19 protein-coding genes and 2 pseudogenes are annotated in these 17,158 nt (G+C 56.6%); 12 read left to right on the forward strand and 9 right to left on the reverse strand.

Features of this window, described 5'->3' with window-relative positions; genetic code table 11:
• Window positions 1-134: 134 nt before the first annotated feature.
• The gene (locus FBZ99_RS29670) at window positions 135-1,148 is read right to left on the reverse strand and encodes a PAS domain S-box protein (protein WP_113420301.1); all 1,014 of its coding nucleotides are present in this window, start codon (window positions 1,146-1,148) and stop codon (window positions 135-137) included.
• 346 nt (window positions 1,149-1,494) lie between these two features.
• Between FBZ99_RS29670 and FBZ99_RS29675 the strand changes: the two genes are divergently transcribed.
• The 9 genes from FBZ99_RS29675 to FBZ99_RS29720 all read left to right on the forward strand — a co-directional run bounded on the left by FBZ99_RS29675 (window position 1,495) and on the right by FBZ99_RS29720 (window position 6,352).
• Window positions 1,495-1,887 carry a response regulator gene (locus FBZ99_RS29675; protein ID WP_210248403.1) on the forward strand — a complete coding sequence of 131 codons (393 nt, stop codon included), beginning with the start codon at window positions 1,495-1,497 and terminating at the stop codon, window positions 1,885-1,887.
• A gap of 460 nt (window positions 1,888-2,347) precedes the next feature.
• Window positions 2,348-2,653, forward strand: a complete 306-nt coding sequence (locus tag FBZ99_RS33945) for a DUF982 domain-containing protein (protein WP_442966526.1) — start codon at window positions 2,348-2,350, stop codon at window positions 2,651-2,653.
• A gap of 542 nt (window positions 2,654-3,195) precedes the next feature.
• Window positions 3,196-3,405, forward strand: a complete 210-nt coding sequence (locus FBZ99_RS29685) for a cold-shock protein (RefSeq protein WP_069614189.1) — start codon at window positions 3,196-3,198, stop codon at window positions 3,403-3,405.
• A gap of 105 nt (window positions 3,406-3,510) precedes the next feature.
• Window positions 3,511-3,798: a cold-shock protein gene (locus FBZ99_RS29690; protein WP_113396159.1), complete on the forward strand. Its 288-nt coding sequence runs from the start codon at window positions 3,511-3,513 to the stop codon at window positions 3,796-3,798.
• 14 nt (window positions 3,799-3,812) lie between these two features.
• Window positions 3,813-4,055, forward strand: coding sequence for a 30S ribosomal protein S21 (rpsU, locus tag FBZ99_RS29695; RefSeq protein WP_113420298.1), 243 nt, complete (start codon window positions 3,813-3,815; stop codon window positions 4,053-4,055).
• Between the two features lie 35 nt (window positions 4,056-4,090).
• Window positions 4,091-4,297 carry a hypothetical protein gene (locus FBZ99_RS29700; protein WP_113396157.1) on the forward strand — a complete coding sequence of 69 codons (207 nt, stop codon included), beginning with the start codon at window positions 4,091-4,093 and terminating at the stop codon, window positions 4,295-4,297.
• Window positions 4,298-4,681: 384 nt separating this feature from the next.
• Window positions 4,682-4,924 (forward strand): hypothetical protein, encoded by a 243-nt coding sequence (locus FBZ99_RS33850; protein WP_308936554.1) that lies wholly within the window; start codon window positions 4,682-4,684, stop codon window positions 4,922-4,924.
• 236 nt (window positions 4,925-5,160) lie between these two features.
• Window positions 5,161-5,616 (forward strand): hypothetical protein, encoded by a 456-nt coding sequence (locus FBZ99_RS33950; RefSeq protein ID WP_442966525.1) that lies wholly within the window; start codon window positions 5,161-5,163, stop codon window positions 5,614-5,616.
• A 325-nt stretch (window positions 5,617-5,941) separates the two neighbouring features.
• Complete coding sequence (locus tag FBZ99_RS29720) at window positions 5,942-6,352, forward strand: low affinity iron permease family protein (RefSeq protein ID WP_113352241.1); 411 nt, start codon at window positions 5,942-5,944, stop codon at window positions 6,350-6,352.
• Window positions 6,353-6,425: 73 nt separating this feature from the next.
• On the opposite strand, the gene FBZ99_RS29725 is transcribed toward FBZ99_RS29720, so the two are convergent.
• The 6 genes and pseudogenes from FBZ99_RS29725 to FBZ99_RS33955 all read right to left on the reverse strand — a co-directional run.
• The gene (locus tag FBZ99_RS29725; RefSeq protein WP_113352240.1) at window positions 6,426-7,694 is read right to left on the reverse strand and encodes a DUF892 family protein; all 1,269 of its coding nucleotides are present in this window, start codon (window positions 7,692-7,694) and stop codon (window positions 6,426-6,428) included.
• A 243-nt stretch (window positions 7,695-7,937) separates the two neighbouring features.
• Window positions 7,938-8,132 carry a hypothetical protein gene (locus FBZ99_RS29730; protein ID WP_113352239.1) on the reverse strand — a complete coding sequence of 65 codons (195 nt, stop codon included), beginning with the start codon at window positions 8,130-8,132 and terminating at the stop codon, window positions 7,938-7,940.
• Between the two features lie 147 nt (window positions 8,133-8,279).
• Window positions 8,280-9,246: pseudogene (locus FBZ99_RS29735) on the reverse strand (ATP-dependent DNA ligase).
• An 82-nt stretch (window positions 9,247-9,328) separates the two neighbouring features.
• Window positions 9,329-10,798, reverse strand: coding sequence for a prolyl oligopeptidase family serine peptidase (locus FBZ99_RS29740; protein ID WP_113352238.1), 1,470 nt, complete (start codon window positions 10,796-10,798; stop codon window positions 9,329-9,331).
• 125 nt (window positions 10,799-10,923) lie between these two features.
• A complete protein-coding gene (locus FBZ99_RS33675; protein ID WP_246661226.1) occupies window positions 10,924-11,148 on the reverse strand; it encodes a hypothetical protein in 225 nt (74 codons plus the stop codon).
• A 232-nt stretch (window positions 11,149-11,380) separates the two neighbouring features.
• Window positions 11,381-11,602: pseudogene (locus tag FBZ99_RS33955) on the reverse strand (hypothetical protein); the annotation flags it as partial.
• A 40-nt stretch (window positions 11,603-11,642) separates the two neighbouring features.
• On the opposite strand from FBZ99_RS33955, the gene FBZ99_RS29750 reads away from it, so the two are divergent.
• The 3 genes from FBZ99_RS29750 (at window position 11,643) to FBZ99_RS29760 (ending at window position 14,849) form a co-directional block, all read left to right on the forward strand.
• Window positions 11,643-12,299: a TetR/AcrR family transcriptional regulator gene (locus FBZ99_RS29750; protein ID WP_145322882.1), complete on the forward strand. Its 657-nt coding sequence runs from the start codon at window positions 11,643-11,645 to the stop codon at window positions 12,297-12,299.
• Window positions 12,300-12,516: 217 nt separating this feature from the next.
• Window positions 12,517-12,750, forward strand: a complete 234-nt coding sequence (locus FBZ99_RS29755) for a hypothetical protein (RefSeq protein ID WP_113352235.1) — start codon at window positions 12,517-12,519, stop codon at window positions 12,748-12,750.
• Between the two features lie 956 nt (window positions 12,751-13,706).
• Complete coding sequence (locus tag FBZ99_RS29760) at window positions 13,707-14,849, forward strand: polysaccharide biosynthesis/export family protein (protein WP_113352234.1); 1,143 nt, start codon at window positions 13,707-13,709, stop codon at window positions 14,847-14,849.
• An 11-nt stretch (window positions 14,850-14,860) separates the two neighbouring features.
• Here FBZ99_RS29760 and FBZ99_RS29765 read toward each other — a convergent pair whose 3' ends face one another.
• Window positions 14,861-15,772 carry a protein kinase domain-containing protein gene (locus FBZ99_RS29765; RefSeq protein ID WP_113352233.1) on the reverse strand — a complete coding sequence of 304 codons (912 nt, stop codon included), beginning with the start codon at window positions 15,770-15,772 and terminating at the stop codon, window positions 14,861-14,863.
• A complete protein-coding gene (gene tagF, locus FBZ99_RS29770; RefSeq protein ID WP_113352232.1) occupies window positions 15,769-17,148 on the reverse strand; it encodes a type VI secretion system-associated protein TagF in 1,380 nt (459 codons plus the stop codon). Before tagF ends, FBZ99_RS29765 begins: the two co-directional genes overlap by 4 nt.
• Window positions 17,149-17,158 lie beyond the last annotated feature (10 nt).

Raw genomic sequence — 17,158 nt, forward strand, 5'->3', positions numbered from 1 at the left:
GGCCGCCTTCAAATCGGAACGCCGGCCGGAATGAAATCGGAATGACTGGCCGGCTTCAAATCGGAATCGATGGCCGGCTTCGTCGGAATACGCACTCGTCAAAAGCGGCGGGATCATATTCCGCGACGCGGTCCTCAACCAAGCGACTCTTGCGGGATCCTCAAGCGGATGCGCAAGCCGTCCGACATCCAATCTCGTGTAATCGAGCCCTTGAGGGCTTCCACTGCGACACTTTCCAATTGCGAGCCAAAACCAGTTGTGCCGGTCGGCGCCTGAACAGGGGGGCCGCCGGTTTCCACCCAATTCAAGTCGAGGCCATCTTCGTCCCGGACCTCGACATTGACTTGGCCTTCCGGTGACGATAGCGCGCCGTACTTTATCGAGTTCGTGACCAATTCGTGAAGAACCAAGGCGATCGACGTCAGTGCAACCGCACCGACCTCAATGTCGTTGCCTTTGGCAGTGATGCGTACGCTCTCCGAGTCCAGGTGGGCTGCGAAAATGGCTTGAATGAGCGCAAAGAGGCTGGCCGAACCGCTGGAGTGTGCCACGCCGCCGCCCTTGCCCAAAACGAGGTCGTGGGCGACGGACAGTGCTCTGATACGCGCGCGTAGGTCACCGGCAAGGTCGCCAGCGTTCGTGGTTGTTCGTTCGCTCAGGGACACGAGCGAATGCATGATGGCGAAGAGGTTCTTCACCCGGTGGCTCATCTCGCGCAACAGAAGATCTTGCCTCTCAATCAACCGCTTTCGCTCCGAGATGTCCCGGACAATCTTGGAAGCGCCGACAATTACGCCATCCTTGTCACGGACGGGTGAAATCGTCAGTGAAATCTCAACAAGGGTACCATCTTTGCGGCGCCTCACCGTTTCATAATGCTCAATCCGCTTGCCAGCCCGAATTGAGGCGATGATGGCCGCTTCCTCGTTCAGTCGATCGGGTGGCACGATAATGGTGATGGGCTGTCCGATTGCGTCGGCGGCGAGAAAACCGAACAACCGCTCGGCGCTCTTATTCCAACTCGTGATTACGCCGTCGACGGATTTGCTGATGATGGCGTCCTCGGAGCTTTCGACGATGGCGGCAAGCCAAGCGTCAGCCGATAGGGACAGGGCGGCCGAATGAACATCTTTGCGTTCCTGTGACAATTGCTTCTCCTTCTCTTGCGCTGTCGCAGATTGCGAGAATCAATTCACCTTTCCGTCTCTCCGATTGACCGCGTTTCGACTCCTTGGATCGATCGGAGGAACCGCATGATTATTTCCACTGTATAATGACTACCGGGCCCAGAAGTTTCAACATTGATGATGTCTCCAGCGGGCGCGCGGTAGAGTCTCCCGCTGGACATGGCGATTGTCCATTTAGAATGCGCAACCCTCATAGCCTGGCATCCGGAACCTTTCTATTGATGAGATGTTGTAATGCCTAAAAGCGCCGCCGCCTGCCGGACCAATGATGTCCAGCAAGGTGCACAAGAGCCTCTTCGGGACCTCCATGCGAATTCTTGTGGTTGAAGATGAAGCCCTGATCGCCATTGATATGGAATATGTCCTGCGCTCGTCCGGCTATGACGTTGCGGGGCCGGTCGGCAATCGAGAGGATGCGTCCCGGATGGGAGCCAACGTCGATATCGCCCTTGTCGATGTTCATCTCAGCGATGGTAAGACAGGTCCGTTACTGGCAGCAGATCTTGCTCAGGTGCACGGTGTCACCGTTATATTCGCAACAGCCAATCCGGAAATCGTCGCCGCCGATCCTCACGCCATCGGGGTGCTTGTGAAGCCTGTCTTTGCTTCCGATCTCCTTAACACCATAGAGTATGCCGTCGCCCTTCGCAACGGCGTGCCCGCCGAGGCGCCCCCTTGTCTGATACGGCATCAGCCATAGCCTTCTTGCCGCCGACCTCCGGCGATGTCGACGCTCAACCAGCCTAGGAGCGAGCCGAAACATCGCCTGCCTGCCGGCTTAACCTGAGGAGAAAAGGTGATGCGCAATCAAATTCTCATGCCTCCGGCTGGCCTCAGCTTGACGCCCGCGCGACCGTATTCGCATCGGGCGGGGAGTAACTGGATTTTCGGATTTGGAAGCCTCCGCAGAGGTAGTCAGAAAGACTTGTGAGCGCGGAGACGACGCGGGCATGCGCGACATGGACGATGAAGAGAACCTCTATCCGGAAGGAAGCACGCGCACCAAGGTCTTCGAGCATGGTTATCTTAATGGTCAAAAGGCACGGCAATAGGACATGTTCGCCAGCTTGAACGGTCGGACCTTGAGATGTCAGAGAATTCCTTGAGATTCTTCATCATGATTCATGGTATTCGCAGGCACCGCAGAGGTTTTCTCCGCGATGCCGAGGGAAGCCGGTGGGCGCCGTCATCAATATGGGATTTTCACTTATTTGGGAGATGCCAGTTCTCATTCACTGGGATGGCTTTTGTACCAGGCCATAAACGGTCCAAGAGGGGCGCTGCGGTATCTGCAGAATGGGTTTGAGCGACATTCGGGCCAACGTTATTGGCACGCGGCATATTCCTGCCAAACCGCCCTTCGCTATCGCTCCGCTCCTGAAATTGCTCGCGAGTCTTTTATCTCCGCCTGTGACAATGCCAGAACCGGAGCTAGCTGGGTCGGCTCGTATGCGGCTTTCATTTAGATGCCGCGAAAGATCTATCCAGGCGTGCCGAACTGATCAGCGATCTTACGTCCGACCGTTGATAATGCGGCGCGCTGCATCATTTTCGTTGAGAATAGCACAGAAGATGCGCGCCTCCTCTCTCCGGCAAGTTGTCGAGCTCCCAAGTCGTGGGCTTGGCGGTTTTGCCGGTAAACACATCCTAGACGGTCCAGGAGAAGTCCGGCTCCTGGCGGAGGGCATATCGTCTTGTCGTTGGCCCCATCGCATTTTCGTGAAAGATGGCAACGGCCGAATTGGTCTTCGCGTTCATCGATCACGGCGAAACTGTCGGAATAGTCTGTGCAGACGCCTCATCTGCGGAAGTCATTTGCCTGCTTCCTGATTATATTTTCCGCCATGACTTGTCATATCGGAAATAGAGCCTATGTTACCTCCATCGACCATTGCTTGTGACGTCGCTCAAGAGCCTCGTGCTCTTCCTCGGATTCCCTCTCAACTAATCGATCTCATCCCGCAAGGTATCGCGGGAACAACAACGATTGCTTCGAAAGGAAATCGTTATGAACACTGGCACCGTTAAGTGGTTCAATTCCGCAAAAGGCTTCGGCTTTATTCAACCCGATAATGGCAGCACGGATGTTTTCGTGCATATTTCCGCCGTTGAACGTGCTGGAATGAATTCCCTGAATGATGGTCAGAAGATCCGCTACGACATCGTGCAGGACCGAAGGTCGGGCAAGAGTTCGGCCGACAATCTTCAGGCTGCTTGATATTGTCATTCTCTCTTGCTGACCACGGATGTACTGGCAGCTGGGGTGAATGGTGCTGAGAGGTCGGGGTAACGCCCGGCCTTTTATTTTTTCACGGAGCGGGACATGAAAAACCGGCAATACCGGATCGGCGACACCATCCTGTTGAAACACGGTGTTCTTGGAGCTTCCGGCCCATCGGGGCGCGGTCGAATTGTCTGTCGTTTGCCCGACTCCCAGGGCAGTGTGCAATATCGCGTGCAGTTTGAATTCGAGAATTTCGAACGGCGGATCCTCCAAATCGACATTGATGTTGTCGCATCGCCACCCTCGCTGCTGGAGAAAAGTTCCCCGCGAGAAGGAAAGCCGTCCAACTGGCTCAATTCACACGCAATTCGTATCAAGAAAAACTAATCGAAGGAGCAATCTTGCTAGTAGATGTAAGGGACAACAATGTCGATCAGGCGCTTCGCATTTTGAAGAAGAAGATGCAGCGCGAGGGCCTGTTTCGGGAAATGAGAGCGCGCCGCGCCTATGAAAAGCCGTCAGAAAAACGCGCCCGCGAGAAATCCGAGGCGATCCGCCGGAGCCGCAAGCTCGCCCGCAAGCAAGCCCAGCGTGAGGGGTTGCTTTCCGTCCGCAAAAAGAAAGCGGTCGCAAGTTCACGCTAACCGATTCTTTTCGCCATCCCTCGTTAGGAGATGTCATGACCGTGACGAAAGAGAAGCTTTTCAAGCAGGCAAGGGTTTCGCCTCAGGATAAGATATCCGCGACCGATTTAGCGGCGAGGGAAATTACCGCTGCTGAAACCGCTAGCCGCGAGAAAAAGACGGAAAAACTCCGTGCGCTCCGCCTGGCGCAGCCCGTCGTGGAACCCGCCAAGCAGTCGAAAAAGCGGCAAAAGTTAGCTTAAACCTGCTTCCGCCGCTTCATTCAGACTCATGGGAACTGCGTACATGAACGCGCTGTGGCCCCACCGCTCCCCGTGCGCGTGAATCTATTATACCGCACAGCATGATGTTCCACGAGCTGGCAACGAATGCGTTGAAATATGGCGCATCATCCGCTCCGGACGGTGAGTTGCAGGTTCAATGGTCGTTGGAGGAGGGGCTGGGGACCGCTCGGATTTCTTATGCCGGTGGCGTGAAGCGGGTGGCCCTGGGGTCCCGCCGCCGAAGAGAAAAGGGTACGACACCGAATTGATCGAAGGTACCTGCCGGCATCTTGGTGGAACCGCGGAACTTAACTTCGATCCAAAAGGTTTGACAGCAATTATCAATCTCCCCTGGACACGCTTGTGAGCGAACCTGAAAATGGCGAGGTCATGCGCAGGATCGTTCTCGTAGTCGAAGACGAGTTTTTCATCGCGATAGAGCGGGAAAGCGTCTTGACCAAAGAGGGATTTGAGGTCTTGGGGCCGGCGAGCTCCGTGCACCAGGCGTTTGAACTGTTGAAGAGCCAACGTCCGGATGCCGCCGTGCCGGATGTCACTCTCAATGGCGAGAAGGTTACGCCCGTCGCTCTCCTTTTAAAGTCCTGAGGCGTGCCGTTCGTCCTCGCCAGCGCGAGCGATGCGGCCGAACTTGCCCGGCATGATATCTTCGCCAAGGTGCTCAATCTCGGGAAACCACGGACATGAAACACCTTGTGGAGGTTGTTCGGTCGCTTTGAGGTTCCGCTGGAGGATCGATAATCGTCGCTTTGTGAGCCCCGATCCGATTCCCGCTCGTTGGAACCGACGACGGCACGAGAAGTTTCCCTTTGAAGGAGACTGCCATGACTGAGAAAAAGAAGATCGTTGAAGTGAAGGTGAGGACCGACGAGGGCGAAGCGGTGCCGATGGGCATCATGAACGCCAGCCAAGCGACCAAACTTTCGGAGGGTCTTGATGTCGTGGTCTCCCCCTCGGATGGCGAGACAGGTGCCGGCGATCATGAAGAGCTGAAACCTGTGGTCAGTCATGGCGCTGCGAATCCTGTGTTTCCGTCACCAACCGCCAACACAGAGGCTGACCGCGCCAAGGAAGCGCGGTCCGTCGTGCGCGATGCTTTGGACAGTCTGGTTGCATCGGCGAATGAAGCGGGCTGGAGCACGCGCGAAATCGTTGTCGCGATCCTCGAAGCAGGAAGGTTCCTCGAAAAAGCAAATGCCGCCGATCCAGATCCCGCCGAAGATCCGGCCATCAGCGATATCGCACGCGAGCAGATTGGTCACGGGGAGCAATATGACTAGAGGATCGGCTAATGCTCGCCTGTGCGAGTCTGGATCAACTCTTGATAGAGTAGCTTGAACATCCGCGGCTGACAATCACTCGCGATACTTTACTTCGCTTGCGCAACGAAACGAAAAGCTTCAACCACGTCGAAGCTCAGAGTCTCGAAAATATAGGGGAAGCGACGCATAGCGAAGTTATTAGGAGGCACATTCATTGGTAACGACAATGATTTGGCTCTCCCCGCGGCCCATCGCCACCGATCGGATATGTGTATTTTGGTCGGCCATTGGAACGTACGTGATGTCATTCGCGTTATTGCTTGCCGGATAACGCGAGGCCAATATGAGCAAAAGCACTGCATCGAATTTCTTTTCCCAATTCGCGACAACGATTGCCGACTGGTCTGGTCGTCCAGCAACTTTCGTGCTCGCCGTAATACTTGTTCTGGCTTGGGCAATTACTGGCCCGATTTTTAACTATTCGGAGACGTGGCAGTTGGTGATTAACACTGGAACGACCATCATCACTTTCCTGATGGTCTTTGTTCTCCAGAACTCGCAAAACCGCGACGGAAAGGCACTTCAAGCTAAGCTCGATGAGTTGATCTTGACGTCACAGGCCCATAACAAATTCGTAGGCATTGAGAAGCTTGACGAAGAATCCTTGCGGAGGATGAGCAAAACGCTGGCCGAAGAAGCTGACTGTATCGAAGAAGTCGCCGACGGAAAGACGAACGCGCGTCAACCGGTGTGATCTGTTGCTTTTCTCAACCTGGACGTTGAAAGCGATCATCGACGGAATCACTCCGCCGATGATCGAGCCCATCCTATCGAATATTGGCCGGCATTCTTGCCGCCGACATCAGTGGCTGCGCGACCTGGTCAAGTAGTTGGCCGGCATTTTGTTCCTCTCCCAGTGATAACGTTAACAATTGGGCAATGCGCGGCTGAGCGAGCTGAAGGGCGAGGTTGCGGGCCGCGGTATAGGCGGCGATCTCGTAGTGCTCGACGCGCAGGGCGGCGCCAATAAGCGCAAGATCCGCCGGCGCGTCGTCCTTCTTTTTTCCCTCCGACATCACTTCCTCACCCTCTTCCACTAATCCCATCATCCCCTTGCAGGGCTTCGCCCTTGCGGATGATCCCAGGATGCGCAGACATTCGTTCAGGCGCTCCACCTGAGTTTCGGTCTCGGCCAGATGTTTTTCCAACAGAGTCTGCAGCTGTACTGAGCGTGCACTCTTCTGCATTTTGGGAAGCGCCTTCACCAACTGCTTCTCCGCATGCAAGAGATCTCGTAGTTCATCGAGAAGCACGGCTTCAATCGCCTCTGATGCTTCTGGCGGGGCGCTGCGGGCCGCGATCTTCGTGGCTTTGTCCGGGGCGCCTCTCAAGTCTTGAAAGGCCGGAGCTTCGACAAACTTCCACGGCTCGCCCTCGTTCCAGGGGCCGCGCGTGTCTACCTCGCCAAGATCGCCTTCCCCGGTCGAATCGTTGAAGAACTGATCAACCAGCCCGGCCGTGGGCGCAATCCTGCCGACGCTGAGCGGCGGCTTTCCCATGCTTTCGAGCGCAAGCTGGAATGCCCGCATGTGAGTGATTTCCCTGGTCATCAAGAATTGAAGAGCGTCCTTCGTTCCGGGATCGCGACAAAAATCGATCAGGCGCTCGTAAACGATCTTGGCGCGCGCTTCCGCGGCAATATTGCTTCGGAGGTCGACATCGAGTTCGCCTGTGATCTTCAGATAATCGGCTGTCCACGGATTACCCATCGAGTTAAACAGGTTCACGCCACCACCTCCAGCGATAGCGATCAGAGGATCGGCCTCGGCTTCTTCGCGCACTGACTTCAGTGGCTTGAGGTGCATTCTTGCGAGCGTACCGACAATTTCAAGGTGGCTGAGCTCCTCGGTGCCGATGTCCATCAACAGGTCCTTGCGACCAGCGTCTTCGCAGTTAAGGCCTTGGATCGAGTACTGCATCGCTGCGGCCAGTTCGCCGTTTGCCCCTCCAAACTGCTCCAGCAGCATGTTTCCGAACTTCGGGTCCGGTTCGTCCACACGAACGGTATACATAAGCTTCTTGACATGATGATACACGGGCGGCGTCCTCCTTGGTTGCCGCGCTCGAACACCAGCGGCTGAGGTTTGTTCCGGCTCTCATCAAAAATGGCTGGCCAATGAACCAGGCGGAAGCAATCCGCGCGAACCTCTCTTGGCCGCTAGGTTTAATTCCGCCCATGTTCGTTGACCGAACTCAGAAATAATTGTCGGTAAGCATGCCAGCTATGCGAGCCCGGGAAAAAACGACCGGAAGTCGTTATTTTGAGCGATTGAGAGTCTTTAGCCCGTTAGGTGGTGGTCGATCTCTCCCGGGCGAAATTCACACGGATAGATGAGTGCCCGCTCGACATCGGCTTTGCTCAAGAGTTTTTCGATGACGCCAATGGCTGATTTGTTGGTAGCGACCACCTCCGGCTTCGCGATCGCAAAGATCACCGTAACGTTGTACTCCTGAACGAGATGGTCCGCCACCATCGGACCGCTTCTCCCGTCGCTCAAATGGACATCGATCAGAGCTATATCGGCAATTGCGCCGAGGGCCTGCTCTTCATTGAAGCTTCTTGCGAGCCCGACAAGGGCATAACCGAGCGATGATATCGTATGCTCTAGATCCGCCGCGAGCTAGGAGGCGTGACGCAGGTTGCCGTCATACGTCGATCCGCGAAACTCGGCGATGAGGGTCGGCCATACGAAGGCCAGGTTCTTTCCCTTGAGCGGCACGGCAAGTCGGCTGGTTTTCAGGGTGTCGAGTGTCTTCCTGAGGTAGGCGGCATCCTTGGCATCGAAGCCGGTTCCCACCCACCGACATAGATCCAGTCGCGTCCCTTGTGGCCGGCAACAAGAAGACTTCCGATGCCCCGCGGGCGGAGGCTGATTGCTCATAGCCGACGATCATTAAGCTTTTGCTTTGCACACATTTGATCTTTATCCAGTCCCCAGTTCGCCCGCAGCGATAGGGTCGATCCCAGTGTTTCGCGATCATACGCTCGAGCACCCTGGAACAGGCCTTGGCGAGAAGTGCCGCGCCATCGCCTCGAATTCTTCGGAGCTGTATTGCGCCTGCGGCGCCATCGAGAGAATCCTCAGGCAGATGCCGGCGGACGGAAAGTTCCATTCCCGTGAGATCATGGCCGTTGAAATAAAGCGGATCGAAGGCAAAAATGACCGCTTCCGCCGGGGCTCGCTTGCCGCCGCGTCCGACGAGCGAGCGCTGCAACGCCCCAAAAGTCCGAGTACCCCTTGTTATCGAACACAATGGCCTCGCCATCGAGAATGGCGGTGTCGACATCCAGTTTCCGCGCGGCATTGGTGATAGCTGGAAAGTGATGGGTCCAATCGTGGCCTCCGCGTGTAATGACGCGCATACGTTTCCGCTCAATATGGACATATGGGCGATAGCCGTTTCACTTTAAACGCCCGGTCAGGGCCTTCCGGCGGATCCGTCTTCAAGAGAGCGAGACACGGCTCGATACGGTCCGACATTTAGCCAAAGGGAAGATTTGGGCTGGGCAGGGTCACGGCGTTGGGCGGGCTTCGACCGGGCGACCCAGGCGAGCCGTGTTGCAGGGGCAACTCGGTCATGAGCGATCTTAAAAGTGAGTCTGGAAAACGGTCACTTTTTATTCAGCGGGCATGAGTTTCGCGTTCGGCTCGGCCTTGTGTCGCGAAGCCTACGACTTCACCTGTCTAAACAGCCAATCTCTAGCAGCGTTGATGTAGAAAAACTTCCGCGCGGAACCCATGTGGTCGACACCCTTGAATGTGAGAAATGTAATGTTGCTGTCCTCATTCAGGTAACCGTTGATCTGATTGCTCAGTACTTTCTGATTATTGACTGGGAATATAAGTGCTGGATCGAGCTGCTCGGCTGGCCGAGTTACTTTGGCACCCGCGTTTCTCCATACTGGCACGCACTTCTCGTTCCAGGGTGTCGCCTTGTTGTCCTCGGTACCCGTGATAATCAGGACCTTCTGCTTGGCAAGCGCGACAACATCGCTAGGTCGCTGCTGGCCAGCGATTATGAGCCCGGCTGCAAAAGTCTCTGGATGTTTTGCCATCAGCCAGAGGGAACTCATCGCGCCCATCGACCATCCGGTGCAGTAGACCCTCTTTGGGTCGATCTTCAGCACCTTGTCTCTCCGGTCGTCTAAATTCGGGTTGCCGTAGTTCCATGTGTTGCTCAGCAGAGACTCGACCAGCCGATACGTATTTTCAACGTCGCAAGTGTGCTCCCAATAGTCGTTCATCGTGGTGCGCTCGTAGCGCGGCGTGATAACCACGCATTCATGTTTGTCTTGCTCCTCCGGTAAGGTCCATATGCTCGCGATGCACTGTTCAGTCAGCGTCTGAGCGCATGTGCCGTCGTAGCTCGTTCCCGAATGGGTGATAGCGAGGAGGAGAGGGTAGGCTTTGTTCTCGCCGCCTTTTTCCAGGAACGACTTCGGCAGATAGATACTATATTCGAGCCAAGCGGAACGCGTATCGTCCCACCACCAATGGTTCTGCTCCCAGGCGTCGACGCCGCGGATCACGACGCTGTTTCCGCGCCGGCCGGCATTCGTCCATACAGTTCCGGTTGCGGCGTAGACCGACCCGCCCACTGTTCTGACGTTCTTGGCCTGTGTCAGCGCGACCTTGTCGCTGTCTGCGGTTGGAAGGCTGAGGTCTGGGTTATGCTCGAATTCGGTGATAACGTACCGGCCGGCAACACTCTTTTGGTCAGGACGCAGCGCCGGCTCTGCATTGGTATAGATGGTGGCGATCGCCCTTGGTTTGGCGGGGGCGGTCGTAGCGTTTTTGTCGGGTTCCCGCGGCATTCCCGGGAAAAATCCTTCGGCGGCCGGGAAGACAGCAGTAGCGTATGTGTCAGTCGTTAAACTGGCTGGATCGATATCGACGTCATATTCAACCGCAATTCCATAAACCTGTTCGCCACCGCCGGTGACTTCGCAGAGTGCATAAATGTTCCGAAGACCTGGACCCTTGTGGCTATTTGATCTCCCGAAGTCGTCTGGTGCGGCCGCCGCGAAGCCGTTTCCAACCTCTGCGCGGGCCTCCCTGCCTCCGAGACCTATTACGGAGGCGGCGCCGGCCAAGGCCGTCCCAATTGCAACAAAATCCCGTCTCGATAGATTGGCCATGAGAGTCTCCTCTTGATGTCAGGCTGGGGCGTCTTGGGACACGCGGGCCGAGTTGTCGGTTTCGATGACATAGAAATAGATGAGCATGCCCACGAAAATCACTCCCGTGAGAAGCGTGCTGGGGATCAGGTCGACTTTGTGGGCAAGCGCATCGCCCGCGCCTGGCCGCCAGTGCGAATAAGGGCTAGTGTCGTCCAGTAGGGTATTGCCTCGCTTAGTTTGCCGTCCTGCCTCCAAAGGGTCGTTGCAAGCGCGACCAGGGCAAAGAGCACGACGGCGGTACCGATCGGCGTGAAACCAAGTCTGAATGATACTGCGTCTCCCCCGATCGTGCCCAGTACACCCGCCAACCATTGTAATCCAGTACATCGGGTTGACGCCTACCGACGTAGCTCCCGAACGCAGCCAATAGGCTCGATAAAGAAGCACGCTCACAACATAGAAACCTAGGACAACAGCCGCGGATATAGAGAAATCGATCTTGTGGTCGTGGAATGCGTCGCCGATGGTCGGAGCGCCGGCGCGAATTATGATGATTGCGGCCCAGAAGAAGAGCGCTGTTTTCCGGGGGCTCGCATGCTCGGCCATGAATACTAGAAGCAGAGCGCCGATGATCCAGGGAAGCCCGGTCACATGCCCAAGGCCAAGACCGTCGGACATAACATCCCCGGTGTTGGTTCCGAAGGTACTGGCTGGCACCAGCGTAAGCCAGTATCGGGCGTTGAGTTTGGGCAGTGTATGCATGACAGGCGCCGTCTCTTCGTCTGGACAACAGTGCAATTTATAGGTACTTATAGGTACCATAATTGTGGCGAACGTTCGACGGGTAACGAGGAGAGGCTTCTTGAGCGATGGCACCGACCAGCCTCCAACTCGTAAGAAACGAGGTCGCCCGCCAACGATGGCGCCAGAGGCGCGTCGCGCTCTCGTTGTCGATGCGGCCTACACGGTTTTTCTAGAAAACGGCTTTGCGGGGACGACCACCGAGATGGTCGCGTCCAAAGCGAGCATATCGAAGCGATCCATCTATGAGCACTTCGCGGGCAAGATCGAGCTGTTCGGGGCAGTAGTGTTGAACAACCGCCATCTGCTCATCGATCTGCCACGCCCATCCGACGAAGGCCTTCCGATGATCGACAAGCTTGTGAAGGTGTTCCGCCTCGATTTGGACAGCCGACGCGACCAGGAACGGGAAGCGCTGCTGAACCTCATCTTGCGAGAGTCCGTCCTCTTTCCCGAGTTGGCGGACTATCTTTACGGGCAAAACATACTCCGGACGCGTGAAGACCTAATCGAATGGCTGGAGGCCGAGCGTGATCGTGGTGCCATAGAGCTGAATGATGTTGTGCTGTGCGCCGGCATGCTGATGGACATCGCCTTTGGAGCGCTGCTGCCCAGAAGGCGACAACAGGGCGACGAAGCAAGAGACCAGCGGAAGCAGGAGATTCGTCAGCGCTTTCAGATATTTCTCAGAGGCATCGCGCATTACGCCGAGCGCTAAGTGGGCTTACCGGCGATGACCGCTACGGAATGATCGGTAATAGGCTGGGAAGGGTCGGCATTATAGCCTAATCACGCGGGACGTGGTCAGACTGTTTTCGGCGTGGGATATCCGACGACGTGGCCGTGACGCCGGCGCGTCGAGCAACCTACTTGCACGATCTCAAAACGTCCTATTATATTCAACAGGCTGGTCTGCTCGATCTGGGAGACAAGGGATGATCCCACTGACGAAATTGAAGCCGAGCGCTTTCTATTGGGCGACGCGGAAAGACGATCGGGAGGAAGGAGCGCAGATTGTTCAAGTGTCCACAATATTTGGTGAGGACCCAGAATATTGGACCGTTGCTTGTCTGGGCTCGGACGAGCATCGCATGCCTGCAGATTTCGAATTCATTGTCAGGATTGTTCCACCGGGTTCCAAACTCGCGATTGATTTGGCCGCGCAGTGATTACATTCGCATCTCTTTCGCCAGCCGCGACTTAGATCTCTTCGCCGCCGCGCGCATTTTTCCCAGCCCAACTCCCGGACCTTGTTTCCGGGGTTTTTTATTTCGATAATAAACCTCCACCTGCGGCGGAGGGCTGGACGAGTTCTACACGGTATTTGAGAGACCTCCTGCTTGAACCGCTGGGGTGGCCCAGACTTCGAACAAGGAGGTTTTATGGATGAGCAGACGCTCTCGCATGCGCTGCTTTCCCAGATCGGCACTAATCATGCTGTACACCATCGAACGGAAGAAGGTCGGGGTTTATCAACTATTATGAATCCTTCACCTTCATTCCGAATGTGCGAGGTGAGATCGGAAAGTGGCAAGAAAGAGATGACGCTGCACGGCAACATTGCCTCCTTCCGGAGCATCTTCATTCGAGATCGATACGCGCATCATCGTGTTCTCCCATATCGATGATAAAGGACATTATCATGCATTTCAGGGAGCTGGTGAACGGCCAAATGGTCGTGCGTTCGAATCTCATCATCTCCTTTAGCCGCAAAAAGCGATCGGCCAACGACATCTCTTGGTAGCAGGCGCTCTCAAGACCATAATGCGGGGGAAGGCGGGAATGATCAGTACTTCAGAGGTTGTGAATACACGCACGGCGATATTTGCCCGATTAGAAAATCCAATCGCGTAAACGGTTGGGCTGCCCGTCTCCTTGATCGACACATCGCATGATTTTCGAAATTCAATTCGCTCTGATGATTCGTATTTCAGGCGCTAAGCGGCCCGAATGAGGCTGTTCAGAGAGCCGTCAAAGAGGTGCTGAACTCCTATTCGGTTGCCATTTGGACACAATGGTAAACAACCGAACTGTCACAATTCACTATTTGTTAGGTCCGGATATTGCCTCCCGCCTTCTGGTTGATATTTCTGCCTTGCTTCTAACATCCGAAGGAGATTCCGGAATGCGGAAATGGGCGGCGATTTTACCCTTGGTTGCACTCAGCGCCTGCGCGGGACCATCCGATGGACCGAGCGCCCTCAATATTCGCAACGCAAGGATGCCCGATACCCAGCGGAAGATTCCGGTCGTGCCGCTCTCGGAGGCTCCGATGGGTGCGCAGATCGTCGCATCGTCCCATGCGTACACGGATCAGGGATTGGCAAGCCTACGCTCGGGCGGCGTTTCGGATGCACGCCTGCGGCCGGGCGACGTGTTCGACGTAACGGTGCTGGATACCGGCGAGGACGGATTGCTGTCCGCCACCCAAAGCAAGTCCCTCAATCTCGGCCGCTTCACCGTCGATTCTCGCGGTTTCGTCACCATGCCATACGTCGGCAAGCAGCGCGTCATCGATTCCACGCCGGAAGGCCTGCAGTCGAAGATCGTCACCGCCCTCAAAGGCTCCTCGGTCAATCCTCAGGCTGTCGTGACGGTCGTCGACAAGCCGTCCAGCGCCGTAACAGTCGATGGCAAGGTGCGCTCCGCCGGCCGCTTCCCGTTGACAGCCCGTGGGGAGCGCGTGCTTGACGTTCTTGCGCTCGCCGGCGGCGCATCGTCCGCGCCGGCCAACACGACGGTGACGCTGACGCGCGGTTCGCAAAGAGCAAGCGCGCCTCTGGATCGCATCCTTCAGGATAGCAAGCAGAACGTGCGCCTCCTGCCTGGCGATCAGCTGTTCGTCAGTGGCTCTTTGCAGACGTTCACGGCGCTCGGCGCCTTCAAGAGCGTCGGCGAGTTCCCACTTGAGCCTGGCCAGACCACCTTGGCGCAGGCGCTCGCCCGTGCCGGCGGCCTGCTCGATGACCGCGCGGACTCCCGCAACTTCTATCTTTTCCGAAACCAGAAGAGCTACTCGCAGGTTGCGTCGGGCGCAGCCAAGAGTTCCAGCGCTCCGGCCGTTGTTTCGGTCAAGCCGATCATCTACAGCGTCAATCTCAAGCAAGTCTCGAATTTCGTGCTGATGCAGCAGTTCAAGATGCAGGATGGCGACACGATCTTCGCCAGCAATGCGGACACGGTCGATTTTGCCAAGCTGTTGACCGTCTATCAGAAGAGCGCGCCGACAGCTGCGGCCCCGCTTCCAGGTAGTTCCTCCTCGAATTGACAGGGCTGAAACTAGATCGCCTCTATCAAGGCAAGGGCCGCCATAGCGTTTGGCGGCCTTTGGGAAGGCGCCGGGTCCGCCAGATGTCGGGCAGCGGCCTTGATTTGAGCGATTGATTCCTGGGCCTCGTCACAATGGTCCAGAAGCAGGTTGATGACGCATCCGGCCGAGTAAAGATCGGCGCTGATCTGCATGGCGGTATCGCCTGAAACCTCCGGCGCTGTGAAGCCAGGCGTCATCGCTTTGGCGATGTCGAGATCGCTGTATCGGCTTCCACATTCTACCGTTGTCCCGAAATCGGCGATTTTCAGCTGATTGAGATCACCATCTTGAAGCAGAAGATTGGCCGGCGAAATATCTCCGTGGACATAACCGGCGTGATGGATCGCGCTCAGTCCGGCGAGCATGGACTTCGCCGCGGCCCTGACATCCGCCTCCGACAGGGAAACTTCCGCCAATCGTTGAGACAAGGATGGCCCAATCCATTCCATAATGAGCGCCGGTCGCCCATCGGGCAGGCGGATGGCACACTGAGTAGTGGCAAGGTCGTTGCAGCGTAGCGACATGCCGATGCTCGCTTCCCGCAGCAGCAAGGCCTTGGCGGTTGCCTCATTCATCCGATCCGGCGGGATCGTTTTCATGACATGAAAGGTGCCGAGATCGCGATGGCGCAACCGCCTGATTTCGGTCCGGTCGTTGCGGTGTACAATTGCTTCGACAAGAAAGGTATTTCCGATCATAGCCGTTTCTCCCTCGGGAAGGGATGGCAGGCGTCGGTCCAATGCATCGCGCAATCGATCGATCAGAAGATCGCGCATCATCTTCGGTCGCTCGACATTGCCATCATGGGTGAGGAGATGCAGCAGCTCAGCAAAGCTGGCCGCAATCCTTTTAATGCCCTCGTCGTTGGTATCGCCACTCATGTCGCGCCGATGACAATTGCGCTGACATTTTCGCGGCAATTGGCGATGAGTGCTTCCTGGATCAGCGCCTCGGCCGCTTGTTCCAGCGGCGTCTCGATCAGGATTTCCGCGATGACGCGATCGGTCAGCGTGCGCGAAAGCGGACCGCTTGCAAGCAGGAGCCTGTCGCCGCGTTGAAGCTGGTCGCCAACGGTTTCCGAGACGAATTGATCCTTCAGCCCCAGAGCTCGGCCAAGTGTGCGCCGCAATCCTATGTCGATATGGTCGTGGGTCAACAGCCGCATCATGCCGTCGCGAAGCAGATAGCAGCGTGCATCTCCCGCCCATATCGCCACAAACTCGCCATCTAGCAAGGTCGCGGTCACGACGCTGGCGACGAGAGGCTCGCGTTCGGCGGTGGCAGCCTTGGCGCGTAGGATCGCATGGGCATGGTTGAGCTTGCTCTTGATATCCTGTACCAGCGGCTGCAGCGCTTCACGCTGCGAAATACCGGTAAGGATTCCCGTCGTTATTCTTGCCGCCTCGATGGCGCTGATGCCATCGCCGACACCATCCGCTATCGCGAAGATATGCGGTGCGGCGCTTATAAGAAGCGCATCGGCATTCAATGAGAGACGCGTTCCGGCATGGCTGGCATGGCTGTACGCTATCGCAAAATCTGACGATTCAGTCTTCGCCGTTTGTGGCGCTTCGATTGCGGCAGCAGAGTATATATCCGGCTCGACGCTGACAGGGGTTTTCGGGGCTTCTACCGTGACGAGCTTGACGAAATCCTGTGCGGTGGGAGCGGCCGCGGTGCGGAACCCTTTGCCCTGGCGCGTGCCGGGATTGATACGCCACCAAAGCGAGCCCGGTGCGGGAGCATTGCTCATTGCGGCGGACTGCATCACGCTTGAGTGCTTGTCGATGAATGGCGGGCGAAGCCGCTTGATGCCCTCGACGAAACGGCTCATCGCGAAATCGGCCTTGTCGGAGGTCTCCGCCAGGGCTTCGGCAGCGGTAAACCAGCTATCGTCTTCGCACAGATCACGCAGCTGTCCGGAGAAGCGCTGCAATTGAGCGGCGATAATCAGAGGAAAACTTCGGCCGACGCGGTCACGGCTGGGCAGAAGGACGCCTGCGACAGCAGACGGCCCCCAGACGCCCTTGCCGACGACGAAGCGCCAGGCGGTCGTCGCATGAAACAGCCGGCGCCAATCCGATCCCAATGTCGCTTCCAGTGCGATCAGGCCATTGTGAACCCATTGGTCGAGTTCGCTCTGGAGACGCGAGCCGAGCGCGGCGGAAACGAAATCTCCATGCGTCGGCAATTTTCCGAAAAAGCCGACCGCATCTGCTTGCATCGGCGATTGGGTGCGGGCGAGCGGCTCGTTCATCGGCGGACCG

It is taken from the genome of Rhizobium sp. ERR 1071 (genome assembly GCF_007828675.1).
GTDB lineage: Bacteria > Pseudomonadota > Alphaproteobacteria > Rhizobiales > Rhizobiaceae > Rhizobium > Rhizobium dioscoreae.

Bases quoted from the DNA above. Each gene is read 5' to 3' on its own strand.
- FBZ99_RS29675 (WP_210248403.1), top strand. From the start codon at position 1,495: ATGCGAATTCTTGTGGTTGAAGATGAAGCCCTGATCGCCATTGATATG.
- FBZ99_RS33945 (WP_442966526.1), top strand. From the start codon at position 2,348: ATGCCGAGGGAAGCCGGTGGGCGCCGTCATCAATATGGGATTTTCACT.
- FBZ99_RS29685 (WP_069614189.1), top strand. From the start codon at position 3,196: ATGAACACTGGCACCGTTAAGTGGTTCAATTCCGCAAAAGGCTTCGGC.
- FBZ99_RS29690 (WP_113396159.1), top strand. From the start codon at position 3,511: ATGAAAAACCGGCAATACCGGATCGGCGACACCATCCTGTTGAAACAC.
- FBZ99_RS29700 (WP_113396157.1), top strand. From the start codon at position 4,091: ATGACCGTGACGAAAGAGAAGCTTTTCAAGCAGGCAAGGGTTTCGCCT.
- FBZ99_RS33950 (WP_442966525.1), top strand. From the start codon at position 5,161: ATGACTGAGAAAAAGAAGATCGTTGAAGTGAAGGTGAGGACCGACGAG.
- FBZ99_RS29720 (WP_113352241.1), top strand. From the start codon at position 5,942: ATGAGCAAAAGCACTGCATCGAATTTCTTTTCCCAATTCGCGACAACG.
- FBZ99_RS29730 (WP_113352239.1), bottom strand. From the start codon at position 8,132: ATGGTGGCGGACCATCTCGTTCAGGAGTACAACGTTACGGTGATCTTT.
- FBZ99_RS29740 (WP_113352238.1), bottom strand. From the start codon at position 10,798: ATGGCCAATCTATCGAGACGGGATTTTGTTGCAATTGGGACGGCCTTG.
- FBZ99_RS29755 (WP_113352235.1), top strand. From the start codon at position 12,517: ATGATCCCACTGACGAAATTGAAGCCGAGCGCTTTCTATTGGGCGACG.
- FBZ99_RS29760 (WP_113352234.1), top strand. From the start codon at position 13,707: ATGCGGAAATGGGCGGCGATTTTACCCTTGGTTGCACTCAGCGCCTGC.
- FBZ99_RS29765 (WP_113352233.1), bottom strand. From the start codon at position 15,772: ATGAGTGGCGATACCAACGACGAGGGCATTAAAAGGATTGCGGCCAGC.
- tagF (WP_113352232.1), bottom strand. From the start codon at position 17,148: ATGAACGAGCCGCTCGCCCGCACCCAATCGCCGATGCAAGCAGATGCG.